Here is a 15,119-nt window from a genome sequence, read left to right as displayed (position 1 = left end):
AACTGGCGAACATGCATTCGCCAGTTTTTGTTTCTCAACCGCAATGTGGTTTACTCGACAGTCCAGGTATCACCGGTGCTGAAGAGGTCTTCGAGGTTGCCTGGGCCGTATTTTTCTGTGACGTCCTTGACCTGCTCGTTGACTTCGTCATCGTAGGTTGGACGGTCGATCGCTCTGAAGACGCCCATTGGTTCGGGGCTATCTGGATATCGCATTTGCGAAAGCAGGAAGGCGAGGGTTGGATTTTCCTGTTTTTCATCGTGGAAGAGCAGGTCGTCTTCGCTGACTCCACCTTTGCCCAGTTCGACAACTTCCGGCTGACTGAAATGATTCAGTCGAATCCCCTTATCGCGATCTTTCCCGAAGATCAGCGGCTTGCCGTGTTCGAGGTAGATGCAGTTTTCGACCTTCTGGTCTTTCTTGGAAGCAAAATCAAAGGCACCGCTGTTGAAGACGTTGCAGTCCTGATAGACCTCAACCAGAGCAGTTCCTTTATGATTGGCAGCTCGCTCCAAAACATAGCACAAGTGTTTAATATCGACATCGACAGATCGAGCCGCGAAGGTGGCGCGGGCGCCTATTGCTACGGAAAGCGGTGTCAAAGGAGCGTCGACCGAACCATAAGGCGTACTCTTGGTTCGTTTTCCCTGAGGACTGGTTGGTGAATACTGTCCTTTGGTCAGTCCGTAAATCTGATTGTTGAACAGGATCACTTTCAGATTCACATTGCGGCGAATCATGTGCATGAAGTGATTGCCGCCGATGGAAAGGGAATCGCCGTCGCCAGTGATCACCCAAACCTGTAAATCAGGTCGTGCCACTTTCAGGCCAGTCGCAATCGCAGGGGCACGGCCGTGGATACTGTGCATGCCGTAAGTGTTCATGTAATACGGGAACCGGCTTGAGCAGCCGATGCCGGAGATAAACACGAACTCTTCTTTGGGAATGTTCAGCGTTGGTAAGATTTTTTTGACCTGAGCCAAAATAGAATAGTCACCGCAACGAGGACACCAGCGGACTTCCTGGTCACTGGCGAAATCTTTGGGGGTTAGAACTGGAAGTTCAATACTCGTACTCATAAGGAGTCCTATCTCAACAGAACTTGATAATTGTCTTATTATAACCGTCTAACCTGCGACGGCGTGATTATTTCTTCAGGTTTTCAAGAATGGCATCGTAAACTTCGCTGACGAGGAATGGTTTCCCCTTCATCTTGTTCAGCCCCTTGGCGTCGCACAGGAACATCGCTCGCAGAAGGAAGCGAAGCTGTCCGGTGTTGAGTTCGGGGACGAGAACTTTATCGAAGCGTTTGATGACCTCTTCCAGATTCTTAGGAAACGGGTTGAGGTAGCGGATGTGTGCCAGCGTGACTTTATGGCCATCTTTTTGTGCTCGCTGAACAGCAGTACGGACAGAACCGTAGGTTCCGCCCCAGCTGATGACGAGCAGGTCGCCGGAATCGGGGCCTTCGAGTGGTTGTTCTGGAATATGATTGGCGATGCCGGCTATTTTTTTGGCTCGCGTTTCAATCATGTGCTGATGGTTGTCGGGATCGTAGCTGACGTTCCCTGTTCCATCCGATTTTTCCAGTCCTCCAACACGGTGTTCAAGACCCTTCGTGCCCGGTAATGCCCAAGGGCGAACGAGGCGATCATTTCGCAGATAAGGCAGATACTGGCCATCTTGTCCGTTGGCTTCTTTAATATGCTTGAAGTCGATCGGTTTGATGTTTTTGAGATCAGGAATCTTCCAAGGCTCGGCTCCGTTGGCGATGTAGCCATCACTCAGGAGGAAGACCGGCGTCATAAATTCGACGGCCAGCCGCAAAGCTTCTCGGGAGACATCAAAAGCATCGCCTGGAGTGGCAGCTGCGATAATCGGCATCGGACATTCGCCGTTGCGTCCAAAGAAGGACATCATCAGGTCGGCCTGTTCGGTTTTTGTCGGCAAGCCAGTACTCGGTCCACCACGCTGTACATTGACGATCACCAGTGGCAATTCGGTGATGACTGCCAGCCCGATTCCCTCAGACTTCAACGCGATACCTGGTCCACTGCTGGCTGTGACTGCAAACGCTCCACCGAAGGAGGCTCCGACAGTAGCGGTGATGGCGGCGATTTCGTCTTCAACCTGAGCTGTGCGAACGCCGAAGTTTTTCAGCTTAGAAAGTTCGTGCAGAATATCGCTGGCAGGTGTGATCGGATATCCGGCATAAAACAGTTCTTTACCGGAAACATGAGCCGCAGCGACCAGTCCCATCGCAACTGCTTCATTACCAGTCATTTTGCGGTATTTGCCCGGCGGCAATTTCGCGGGTGGAACTTTGTAATGAACGGTGAAGGCCTGAGTCGAATACCCGAGGTCGGCCCCGGCTTTCAGAGCTGACAGGTTTGCCTGAACGAGTTCCGGACGTTTCGCAAACTTGGATTTGATCCAATCCTGAGTCGCCTTCGCATCCCGATCATAGAGCCAGTAGACAAGTCCGAGAGCGAAGAAGTTTTTGCAGCGGTCTGCTTCTTTGAGAGAGAGGCCGAGATCGGCGACGGAATCGCGAGTCAGGCGAGTCATATCGACTTTATGAACACGATAACCGGCCAAAGAGTCATTGTCGTCTTCGAGCGGATTTGTTGCGTATCCAGCCTTGGACAGTCCGGATTTATCGAAAGCATCCTTATTGACAATGAGTGTTCCGCCCCGCTTCAGGTCGGCCAGGTTTGTCTTCAGGGCAGCAGGGTTCATGGCGACAAGGGTGTCGACTTCATCTCCCGGCGTGAAAATATCGGTGCTGGAGAAGCAGAGCTGGAACCCGGAAACTCCGTTCAATGTTCCGGCGGGAGCACGAATTTCCGCGGGGAAGTCGGGAAGGGTGCTCACATCGTTCCCGAAGACAGCCGAAACATTGGTGAATTGAGTGCCAACGAGCTGCATGCCGTCGCCACTGTCGCCGCAAAAGCGGATGACGACTGCATCGACTTGCTCTGTCGTGCGAAAATTACCGTTACCATTCGATTGTGTATCAACTGCCGACATAATCTGGTTAGACTCCGTTATTCTTGCCATTCAGGCGAATCGACGTCGTAGATACGACGTATTAAATGCGAATTCAGTTCGCTGTTTCAATTCCGGTTTTCTGCACAAATTCATCCCAGTGGATGGCTTGAGTGAATTCCGTACTCCGAGAATCATACTTAAGGAATATCGGCAAATCGGTTGCTTAACTCCGATAATCCATACAAGTTTCCCGGATTATCGTCATTCTTGCATTTACCAATGCACTTGGAAAGTGCGGATTAGGGCATTCAGGCAAGATTCGTGGATTGCTCAGGGGGGAATTTCATGGTGTCCGAGTTCTCCGGCGAGAGAGCGGGATCATATTTGCAAGTCCAGATGTGTCAATTTTAATCCTGAAATTGAGCATTTCTCGTAGCAATTTGCTGGAAAGTCTGTCTTGAGGAGGCTGACCTGAAGTTTGTTGTAACAGGTGCAAAAGACAGGCTGAAATTGACTCGATATATGCGATCAGGTATTTCTCCTATCCCCACGCAATGAACTGGTTCCTGGTTCATTGCCAATCGTTTCGAAATCAATCTGCATTTCGAGGCTCTCCTCCCCAAAAATTGGCAGTTTCATGCTCAAATCCGATCAGACACTTCGATTGCTGTTCGCTTTCGTATCGATAGTTATCCTGTCAACAGGCCTGCAAAAGGCAAAGGCTCAGGGAATTCAGACGGATGCACGGCTTGGTCATACGGCGATGCCTGCCTTTGGCCGGGATACCGGAATTACGCATATTGAATTCATGCCATATATCCTCGATGAAGATGAAAGCATTCTTTTTGGTGATCTACGAGGCTTCATGACGAATGAAGGGAATGTCGGCGGGAATATTGGAACAGGTTATCGGTTCCTGGAACCTAACGACATTCTCATGATTGGCGTGAACGGCAATTACGGCTTTGACCAGTCGCTGGAAAAGATTTATCAGCAAATGTCCTTCGGTCTGGAAGGTTCGACTCGATTCGGAAGACTGACTTCTAATGTCTATGTTCCCGTTGGCGAGGATGAAAAGGTCCTGCAATCATCCACTGGGAATGTCCGCATGCAGGGTAATCAAATTGTACTGGACACCGTGGATACCATCGGAGTGGCGATGAAAGGAGTCGATGTCAATCTCGGCTTCTATATGCCGGGAGAGTTTGCCGACGAACGGAACATGGAAGCGATCGTCAGTTGGTATCACTTTGAAGGTTCAAATGTTGATAATATCGATGGTGTCAAATTCCATGTTCAGGGAGACATCACCCCTTATCTGCAAACTCAGTTTGCAATCTCCAATGACGATACCTTCGGCACGAATGTTACTCTGGGAATGTCATTTCGTTTCGGTAATAACGATGTTCCAGACAATCGACTTGATCGTCAATTCCGCCGATTCAACGATTCCAACTACAACGTTATTGTGAGCAAACGCTCTGAGATTGGAACGGCTATTCCTTTGATCAATCCAATCACGAACAACGCGTATGTTGTTCAAAACATTCAAAACACAGGTGTTCCTGCACCAACAACCATAATGAGTATTGCTGCCCAGGATGGAACTGCCGAAAACCCGTTCGACACGATTGCCGAAGCGCAAACAGCTGGTGGAGACATCTTCTACTTGCGTGAAGGTTCGAGCTTTAGTGAGTCGATTGTGCTGCAGGATGGTCAGAAGCTGTTTGGAGAAGGGAACGCCTTCTCTATCGACACCGTCAATTACGGAACCGTTTCGATGGAAGCCAACGCCAGTGCAGCTCCCGTGACCATCAATGCGAGTCTGAACAGTCCCGCGATTACACTGGCTGACAACACATCTATTGCCGGTTTGACATTAAACCCTGCTGCCGGCTCGACCAGTGGGGATTTAATTGTCGCCAATGGCATCGATAATTTCCGAATTGAGAATGTGACACTCAACGATGCAACCGAGAGTGGACTTGTCATCGACTCCTCAAACAATGGCTACGTCAACAATCTGACCATCAACGACAGTCAGGCAGACGGAGTGAAAATCCTCAACCACGATGGTTATATGCGGCTCGATAATGTGAAAGTCGAAGGAGCTGGAGGCAATGGTGTCTTGCTTAGCGGTGGTCATGGCCAAACGGTTTTTGGTGGCGACCTTACATTGTTAAACAATCAGGGAAGTGGCCTACTGGTTGAAGATTTTGATTTGATCACCACTGTAGACGATCAGGGAACGGTCGACACGAGCGACGATGTCGAAACAGATGTTTACGGATTCGCTGCTGTTGAGAACCTGATTCTCCAGGGAGCGACCGGCAGCAAAGGTGTAGAACTTGTTGATAACATGGGCCTGATTGACATTTATACGATGGATATACAAACCACAAACGGAACGGGAATCGAATCGCGAAATTCTGATTTTGTTCGCATTCGCGATGGATCCGTCTCTTCAGTGAATGCACCGGCAATTGATGTTGAAGATTCGGCTGTCGATATTCGTCCCGATTCGATTTCTGCAGATGGCGGAATGTATGGAATTCGCATGGTAAGAACCACTGGAACAGTCATGGCCACAGGGGGGTTTGAAGAAGATAGCGGTGGAACAATCCAGAATACCGACACTGCAATTTATGTCGAGGATTCTGGCTCGGCAGGGTTCCAGTTCGGTAATTTTGTGGACAACACTCATGTGGCCGTCCTTCGAAATGCCGAAGTCCTGGATATTATTTCCTCCAAATTCACAGGAACAACCTCCACGATCGTTGATGCAGAGAACGTAAAACTGTTTGCTCTGACAAACAACATGTTTGAAGGGAACTCCACGACCATGGGGACAGCTGTAAATTATGTGGTCGATGAAGCCGGTGGTTATGTCGCACGAATGGTTCGAAATACGATCGTCGATTCTCCGAAAATATTCTTCAATGCTCAGACGATGCCTGGTGGAGAGTCGGCTTCGCTTGACTTCAATTTTTCAGAAAACAGTGTCGATTTGAGCCAGGCATTGGGAATTGGTGCAAAAATGGATTGGACCGGTCCTGTGAATGCCAATATTGTCTCGAACTTTGTAACAGGCGATGCGGCTAATCAGAAAGCGTTTCAATTCCTGACAGGAGATTCTGCCGAATTGGGAACATTCACCTTCTCTCAAAATATTCTGGGATTTACCGAACAAAACGCTACCGCGATCGAAGTGCTTTCACAATCGACTCTGGACCTGGCGGTCTTCAACAATGCGATTGAATTCCGAGGAATAGACAGCGTCGGTGTGCGTACTTCGGCCAGCAGAACGTCCACCCTGATCCTGTCGAACAACTTTATTGACGATTACGCCGGCGGAGCAACCGGGATTCTCTTCCCCTCAATCCACGATGGTTCAACCATCACGCTCGACGCCAACGAAATCAATCTGCAACGCTTCAGCACATTCGTCGACCGCGGCATCATCTTGAGCAACGTCACCGGCACTGACGATCCCTTCGTCACTCTAGTCTCGAACCTCAACAACACCATTAACGGAGCCACAACAGCTGTCTTTGTGCCTGCGAATTCGATAACTGGACGATTAGTAATTAATGGCCAGGTTTTTGAGTAGAATATTGTAATTCAATTTTGAGCGGTTACTTTTTGTGTTAAATTCAACGCAAATAAAAGAGAGCTGCTGCAGGATTCAGGAAGATCGCTGTTCCCAATTGGGAAAGTTTATACAAGCTTACGCAGCAGACACGACCTCAAGTCAATGCCTGGCCGGACAGTGGGCGATCAAATCGGGCTTGAGGATCTGACACCTGCTCAACTTCTCTCATGCAATTGGTAACTCTTCGACCTCAGGGAGTCGATCCTAAGGATCGAATAAATCCCTGCTGCGATGGGGATGTCATGGAAGCTGAAGAAGTAATCTGTGTGAAGTGAATTTCTGGCAACCCAATCTCTCGACTTTTGGCACCCCGTCTAATGTTGGTTATCACTCCAGAATTAATCTGAGGTTGAGCGAAGGCTCTCCCGGTCTTCATTCTTGGTTATTATCATTTTCGAGCAGCGAATCATGCCCATTTTGCCTGAATTCACTCTTGCCGATTCCATAGAAAAAAGCCATTGATGCAGATTGTACATCAATGGCTTTTATTGCTTTAAGCGGTCTGATTATTGTGGTGTGTCTTCAGCCGTTGGTAGATCTTTGGGCATCACATCAATCTGGATGTCATCTTCTGCTTCAGGTATCTGCGGCATTTTGCTGGCAGCCGGGAAGGCTGATTCTGGAATTTCTTCCAGGTTTTCCTTGCGATCTTCATTCTTCAGCAAAGAGTAGTGAGCACCATCTTTGCCTTCGAGATCGAATCGCCCCCAATAAGTGCGTGAATATGGGTTGTAGTAGTACACGTAGCGGGGGCGTTTGGGGTAATGCACACAGTAGTGGTAGCGATAGCCCACATAGCTCGGTGTCGGTTTGTAGTAGTAGGAGCGAACATGATATCGCTGCTGCGGCTTGTAGCTCCAGCCACCATAGTATTGGCGATAGCCCTGGAATGCGCGGGCTTCCTGTTCGACGGCAATTCCTCCCATCAGGGCGATCATTGTAAGTAGCATTGTGTTTCTGATTGTGCGTGTCATCTGTTCTTTCCTTCGAGTTTTCGGAGATTCGATTTGTGTTTGTTTCGTGTGTCGTTGAAGACATCATTGAAACGCAGTTCTCCAGGAATTCTTCCCCGAAATTATTGAAATTATTCCATTTTCATTTTTATCTGAGATTTGCAGCTCAGATGCTGTTTAGATGTTAACCAGATTTAATCGCAGTTCGCAAACAGATTCAACCCTTCATACTCATAATCGCAAAATTTGCAAAACAAACAGGGGGATGGAATCCAGATTAGACCATTTTCAAATGGTTTGCTGCAGTCGCTTGGGTACCTAATGTCCTAAATACGCTGTGTTTGCTCCTGCTGAACGCTGCAGTTATTTCTTGAATAGGCAATATTATTCATTCAATTCAGGAAGATAAACGAATTTACCATTTTTCCGAATAAGAATTCAATTTCACGAGAAGACATCCAATGTCTGTTCGTTTCCCAATAAACCTGACATAGCAATTGAGACTTTGTTAGTTGCTTTGGTACAGTGAACACAACAACGAAACACAAATTCAGTAGATATTGGGTCAGCACAATGGACAGTTATCGGTTTTCCACATCGCTGTTTCTTTCAGCGATTATCACATCCAGCCTGATCGGATCAGTTGCTACAGCTGATGAAAATCCTCAGGTTCTGGCCAATCAGGCCTTTGGCATCCTCAAGGCGAAGTGCTACAGCTGTCACGGGGGAGAAGAAACCTACTCAGGATTACGCATCCTTGATCGCGATGTTCTGTTTGCCAATCGAACTGGTAAACCCTTTATTAAATCCGGCGATCCGATTGCTTCCAAGATCTGGGAAGTCATTAAAGAGGATAACATGCCGGTTTCCCCGGACGACTATGTCACTCCCGTCCCTCTGGCAGCTGAGGAAAAAGAAACTTTGCGGAACTGGATTCTGGCAGGGGCTCCCATTCCGGAATCAGGAGCTGATCGAGACCATATTTCTCGACTGCAAGTCCTCCAGTGGATTGAAGAAGATACGGATGATCTGGATAGCCGCGATAAAGGCACAACCAAATATCTTTCCCTGGTCCATCTGCACAACAACCCGGAAATCTCAGAATACGATCTGCGACTACACCGTGCCGCATTATCCAAAGCCTTAAACAGCATCAGCCTTTCCGATGTCATCGTGCTGCCTAAAGCGATCGACAAATACAATACCGTTTATCGCATCGACCTGGACGACTACCGCTGGACGGCTCAAATCTGGTCGAAAATGCTCGATCATTATCCCTATGGATTGATGCCGAATACCAGAAACAAAGCCGAATACGAACTGTTTGAAGATATCGAACGAAATCTCGATGGGTATTTCGATTACTTCACCGATATCCGGGCCGACTGGTTCGTCGCCAAAGCAATTCGTCCCCCTTTGTATCACATGTTCCTCAACATTCCTGAAGATGTTTACGATCTGGAAGCCCGTCTGGGTGTCAATCGAATGCAGGATTTGAAAAAGGGGGAAATGCTACGTGCTGGAGTGCTCGTCAGTGGGATTTCCAGCCAGAACCGTATTATGGATCGCCATCGTTCCAACTACGGTTCTTACTGGATCAGCTACGATTTCCAGAAAGAATCGGGCAATGGCAATATTGCACGATATCCCCTGGGGCCAGATCATGGCGATGAGATCATCAATAAGTTCTGTTTTTCTCACGATGGTGGTGAGATTATCTATCGCCTGCCTAACGGCTTACAGGCTTACATGCTGATCGACAATCACGGTAAACGAATCGATGTCGGCCCAACTTCAATTGTAGCCGACGGGGCCAGAGTTTCCGGAACAACGGAAATCGTTAATGGACTCTCCTGTATTACCTGCCACAAGCACGGCACCAAGAGCTTTGACGATGTGATCAGTTTCTCCCATGCGGTTCGCCATGCCAAGGCTCGGGAATTGATTGACGAAATTTATGATGTCTATGCAATGCAGAAAGTCCTGAAAAGGGATCGCCGCGACCATTTACTCCTGCTCGTCGAAACCATTGGACCATTTCTGCAAGTCGGTGAAGATAAGGACAAAGCGATTGAATCTTTTCCTGAACCAATTTCACTCGTGGCTCGACAATACGACAAAAATATGACAGTCGAAGATATCGCCTGTGAACTCGGGTATGAAAATTCTTCGCAAATCAATCTGAATGACGATGATTTGATCGACCTCGGCTTGGGACTTCTGCGACCGGAATTTGCTGATCGACCAGCTGACCTCGTCTACAAACGTTCGATGTGGGATTCAATTGTCGGAGGGACTTCAGTCTATCAGGAAGCCTGCGAAGTGCTGGGTCTCGGCCAGCCGATTCTTCGAAAAGGAGCTCAGAAATATTAATAGAATCAGTTCCCTCTCCCTCTGGGGGAGGGAATTCGCGTTACTAGAAATAAGAACGTCTAAGGGATCCCCTCATCCGGCCTGCGGCTAATGTGATTTTTACTGACGTTTTGAGATTTCCAGGGAAGAACATTATACCTCATCCGTTCCATAAGCATACAAACTTTAACAACACACAATAAGGGCTTAGAATCATGTATTCACTTCTTGCATCGATCAGAAACAAAGTGTTTCCAGGACTCATCCTACTAGGAATTGCACTTCATTCAGGAACAACGGCTCAAGCCGGAATGTCACTCAAGGATGCCTGCCAGGTTATTGCCGATACAGTTTGTACTTATCTTGAACAGAAGGAAGAAACTTCTGTATTAATTGGCAATTACTACGGCGGCAGTGGTCCGGAAATACAACGGATTCTCAAAGTTTTAATTGAAGCCAAAGGGTTCGACACAAAAGACGGCATGACGCTCGAAGGTCGTTGCATTGCGATTGCAGGAGATGATTTAAAGATTCGTGTTGTCTCGACCTTGCTCAGCAGAAATTATGAGCCAATTACGACAATTCCAGTTACTCAGGATGTCGATCTTGTTATCGATGATAAGTCCGACACGCTCAAAGGAACCGGCACGAATGTCGATGTGACTAAGTATCTCAAAGACGGTCGTATTGAACAGGAAGCTCTCAAAGAAGGCGTGAGTGCCACACAAAAGCGGGAAGAATACGTTAACAAAGAAATCGCCAAATCCTACCAGGATCAGAATTCGGTCGATGATTACCAGTTGTCAACAGTTGTTGTTGATAATGCCAGTGTCTCGCCCGAAAGAGGTAGTGATTTTTCTGTTGAACTGCTCGTCAAAAATGAATATGGGGAATTCGTCGAGAAGAAATCCTATCTTCACAAAGGCAAACCATTTGTCGACTACAACTTCGGCGATGTGATTGGGATTCGCGTCAATAATAAATCTCCTCACGATGTCGTCGCCGATGTCTCTATCGACGGCATTTCTGTCTTCGAGTACTCAGAAATCCCCGGCTACAAAATCAATAAACTATTCTTGGTTCGAAAGAACGATTATAAGACAGGCAAGGGGGGCTCCCTGCTCGTCAAAGGCTGGCACAAAACCGATCAGGAAGTTTACGAATTTCTTGTGACTGATGTCGCAAACAGCGAAGCCGTCAAACTGAAACGACCTCGCAATAACATCGGTGTCGTCACCGTTCTCTTCTATCCAGCCTGGCAGACACCAGAAGCAAAACCTGGCTACTTACTATCGAAGAAATCATCCACTCAGGATGGTGGCATGAAAAAGGGAGATACAGCCGGGGACAGCAAAAAACCAACCGCTTTGTACTTCGACCGAAACACACCACTGGCCTCAATCGCAGTTCGCTACGATGTTAAAGTCGATCATAATGACGCACAATTGCCTAAATAAACGACTCCAAAATAGAAAAGCCACCCAATTTTCGGGTGGCTTTTTTTATGTCCATCATGAATTGAAATAACGATTTCCCGTACATATTAAATCCATAAGGCAGATACCTCCTGAGTGTTCTGCGAGCAAACTCGTATGACGTCAGGTAGTATTGATCTGCCAGCAGCACAATGATTTGACATTATGGATTATTGTTTAAAACTCCTTTAGGGCGGAACATGGGGATCGTGAACATCTGGCTTTCAAGATCTCGGCTTGCAGCGAATGATGGGATCTGTTCGTTCCCTGAGATCAACGGCAACTGTTTATTCACATATTCAACAATCTCCGGCCACTCGACATCTCCTTGAAAACGATTGTGGTCGGGATTAATACCATCAGCTTCGCTAGCCGCCTTGAGAATGATATAAGTCAGGAATCCATGCTTTAGATTTGCACTTTCATTAGCAAGTTCCTGTTGATCACTGGTGGCCGAGAGAACGAAGAATCCACTCAAATCGGCATCGTGTGCAAACTCTCGAACAGCTGTCTCGTCATGAGTGGCATTGTGACTATGGCAGGCATCCAACAGAAAGATTGTCGGTGCAGGAATCGTTCTCAAGTTTTGAAACGTACTCCAGGGAATACCATGTTTTGTCAAATCATGCTCTTTGCTTTCCACATTTTCTGTCACAAAGACAAAATGATTATCAACGGCATCTCCATGCCCACCTAGAAAAACAACAATGACATCCCTACGGGAATCATCACCATCAGCTTGCTTTAAAATCGTCTGTTGCGTCCTGTTGATGGCGTTATCAACATCTGCTTTCTGCAGATTGCGATCTAAACTTTGGCTCGAAATAAATTCCACGTTTCCAAGCTGATAATGTGGTGAAACCTGCTTGAACATTTTCAAGATACTCTGAGCATCAATTATGGGAAAAAGCAATGGTGAGTAATCACCTGTTGGCGAATAATCTTTGCAGGCCAGCAGGATGAGATGAATTCGGATGGCTGGGTTCAACTCGATCTGCGGAGCAAATACAACACTTGCCTCTCCGAAGAGACGGTGGTCGAACGTGTTGTTGTCCTCATCCTTACGCACAGCTTTTACACGAAATCGACTGATGGGACTGCAATGGTCGGGCGGTATACGATTCCACTTCAAGCGTGTTCTTCCGACTGTTTTTTCAATGTCATCCGGAGAGGGCAGGGGGATGCCGTCCAAATCAACAACCAGATCGGTCAGTTCGTATCCCGATTTATCCGACATCAGAATTTCAACCTCAGCCGGAATGGAATCCTGAGGTTCAAAGCGTTCACCGACATAAGGCCTGAGAATTCGCATTTCCGGCAACTTGGCAATTTCCTCTGCAAGTTTGTCACTCGCATTGGATACGGTTGGTTCTCTCAGAAGTCGAAATGTTCTATTCGTACTGCGTTCCCTTAACAGAAAATCAAAGAACCGATCTCCCGTTCCTCCGCGATCATATTTCAAGCGAAGCTGAGAAGCTTTGACAATTCGCGGCGGTTGACCTGGCCCGCGGTTGACAAGATACTGAACCAGTTCATCCCCTTCAAATGCGGAGGATTTAAAATACCCTTCTGAAGTGTAGGCAACCCAGTGCAGGTTCGCGTTGACAAAGAGTGTTGTGATCGGTTCCCAGGCTGGAGTGATGCGACGTTCAAACGTTTCAATGCCACGTTCCCACTGGACATACAAATCTTCCCAGACAACCTGATTCATCAGAATCTTTTGCATTTCGCGAACATCGGAGCTGTATCGCTTTTGAGCCGCGGATTCCAATCGAACAATTCGATCCCCCGGCAAAAGTCCACGACCAGCCGCAATACCGCCATCGGTCACTTCTGTCACCTGAAGTCGATTCTGTGTCACATCAAAATTAGCTCCCCACTGGAGATTCTGGAGTGGGCCAGAAGTTTCGATTCCGCTCAGATTCCAGAATTTCAATGTTTGATCCCGACTGCTCGAAGCCAGGATGCGGCCATCATGTGAACAACACAATGAGAGTACATCGTCGCTATGATCCCGAAAGTATCGCACCAGTTGAGCCTGCTCGCCAACCTTCGTTGGCAAACGATAAACATAAACGCCATAGTTGCTCACGGTTCCAATCGCGACTCCTACTGGTTCCTGAGACTGAGCCTCCGGCGGGGCAGGAATCCAGCAGTAATCGCTCATCAATCCTTGCATTCGTCGGTCCAGCACAATTGATGTTTTGAGGCCAAGTGCACGATTTTCTAGATTGATCAATGAATTCTCGCTCGCATTCCGGGAACGAAAGCTTTCGTTGAATGTCCAATTTCCAGATGTCTGCTGATTGGAAACAAGTTGAACATCCCGCTGTTCCAGATCGCGCCGAAATCGCAGTGGTGTCAAATCCAGCGTGAATGTATTTCCGCTGCCATTCTTCAACTCCATTTGATAATCACGCCTCTGCTGATTATCTGGAGCAGGAGCGACAAAGTTGATCTCGGTAAATAGCTGATTCTGACGATCCACGTCGATTCGATAGTTCTCATCAGAGAGCAGATTGTCCAGTCCTGCTTTTTGAGCTGCTTCCAAATCAAACAGATGAAAAATTCCTGCAATTCCGTGCTGAGTTGTCAGATAATTCCCATCTGGACTGAAGCGGCAATTTGGAAGATCGTCTAAGTCAGTCTCTGTAAATGTACCGGCCAACAGAGCAGGGGACTGGCTCAGGTTCCATAATTCCAGAGCCGGTTGCTGGTTTAAATTGGCAACAGCCAGCCAGCGCCCATCCTGTGTATAACTCAATGCTGCTGGAGTTGGGCCTTTATCGCGGAGAGACCGGACGAGTTGAGGCTTCACGAAACCTTTCCACTGCTGAATCAATCCACTTTGATCAGCGGTAAACCAGGTTTGATCGTCTGCAGGTTTAGAAATAGCTGTAATATCTCGCGAAACTCCATCATTATTAACTTCACGCAAGATTTCATATATGAATTGACCCGGCTGAGAAATATCCCAGATCACAATCTGTTGGGCACCCATCACGGCGACATGTTGATTGTCCAGAAATTGAACGGGGAGAGAGCGATTAAAATACTCTGGAAATCCCTTTCGCAAGACGACAGACTCCCACCGAGGTGCTTGCCAGATGCGAACTTCCGCATCCTGACTGACACTGACGAGTGATTGACCATCGGGAGAAAAGCTCAAATCCTGAATGGTTTCCTGATGACCATTCGAAGAGTCATCCAGCCGGGAAGGGGGGAGGGCCTGCTCGACTTGCCCCAGTTTTCGGTCGATCAGAATAATATCGCCCGTAGTACGAGCGGCGTATCCTCCGATAGCCAGATGATCCTGCGATGAATCCATCGCCAGAATCTGTCCACGATAACCCCGCGAAATTTCCCAGGGGATCGATTTGATCTGCAGTAATCGTAACTGTCCCAATTCATTTGGCTTAGCAGCAGGATCGCGTTGAAGCTGCCAGACCTCGACACTTTTATCCACGCCTGCGGTATAGAGGAGGCTGCTATCGGGAGAGAACCCGAAACCGTGCGTCACTCCTGAAGGCCCTCGTTTATCCAAAACAAAACGAGGTGGGCCACCATCTACAAACGGCTGCTTAACCACAGGTTCAGCATGAGATGCTGTTAAAGAAATAACAAAGATGAGAAGGAAGGGTATTGCGATTACGCGGCGCATAGTTTCACTTTCGTTCAGACTATATGTGAGAGTTG

The 15,119-nt window shown here is 47.7% G+C and carries 7 protein-coding genes; 3 read left to right on the top strand and 4 right to left on the bottom strand.

The genetic code is table 11. From position 1 onward, the window contains the following. Positions 1–50: 50 nt before the first annotated feature. Both Pan54_RS09505 and Pan54_RS09500 read right to left on the bottom strand, forming a co-directional pair. On the bottom strand, positions 51–1,079 hold the full coding sequence (locus tag Pan54_RS09505; RefSeq protein ID WP_207310091.1) for a 2-oxoacid:ferredoxin oxidoreductase subunit beta: 1,029 nt from the start codon (positions 1,077–1,079) through the stop codon (positions 51–53). A 67-nt stretch (positions 1,080–1,146) separates the two neighbouring features. Continuing rightward, positions 1,147–3,030: a 2-oxoacid:acceptor oxidoreductase subunit alpha gene (locus tag Pan54_RS09500; protein WP_146503259.1), complete on the bottom strand. Its 1,884-nt coding sequence runs from the start codon at positions 3,028–3,030 to the stop codon at positions 1,147–1,149. Between the two features lie 598 nt (positions 3,031–3,628). Here Pan54_RS09500 and Pan54_RS09495 point away from each other — a divergent pair. After that, entirely contained in the window at positions 3,629–6,601 is a 2,973-nt protein-coding gene (locus tag Pan54_RS09495; RefSeq protein WP_146503258.1) for an inverse autotransporter beta domain-containing protein, read from the top strand. A gap of 548 nt (positions 6,602–7,149) precedes the next feature. Here the strand turns inward: Pan54_RS09495 and Pan54_RS09490 are convergent. Continuing rightward, the gene (locus Pan54_RS09490; protein WP_146503257.1) at positions 7,150–7,617 is read right to left on the bottom strand and encodes a hypothetical protein; all 468 of its coding nucleotides are present in this window, start codon (positions 7,615–7,617) and stop codon (positions 7,150–7,152) included. A 552-nt stretch (positions 7,618–8,169) separates the two neighbouring features. Between Pan54_RS09490 and Pan54_RS09485 the strand changes: the two genes are divergently transcribed. Beyond that, positions 8,170–9,969 carry a c-type cytochrome domain-containing protein gene (locus tag Pan54_RS09485; RefSeq protein ID WP_146503256.1) on the top strand — a complete coding sequence of 600 codons (1,800 nt, stop codon included), beginning with the start codon at positions 8,170–8,172 and terminating at the stop codon, positions 9,967–9,969. Positions 9,970–10,196: 227 nt separating this feature from the next. Then, positions 10,197–11,405: a hypothetical protein gene (locus tag Pan54_RS09480; protein ID WP_165441690.1), complete on the top strand. Its 1,209-nt coding sequence runs from the start codon at positions 10,197–10,199 to the stop codon at positions 11,403–11,405. Between the two features lie 181 nt (positions 11,406–11,586). Here the strand turns inward: Pan54_RS09480 and Pan54_RS09475 are convergent, their stop codons facing one another. Continuing rightward, positions 11,587–15,012, bottom strand: a complete 3,426-nt coding sequence (locus Pan54_RS09475; protein ID WP_165441689.1) for a caspase family protein — start codon at positions 15,010–15,012, stop codon at positions 11,587–11,589. Positions 15,013–15,119 lie beyond the last annotated feature (107 nt).

It is taken from the genome of Rubinisphaera italica (assembly GCF_007859715.1).
Taxonomy (GTDB): domain Bacteria; phylum Planctomycetota; class Planctomycetia; order Planctomycetales; family Planctomycetaceae; genus Rubinisphaera; species Rubinisphaera italica.
This window is presented reverse-complemented; position numbering and strand designations above follow the sequence as displayed.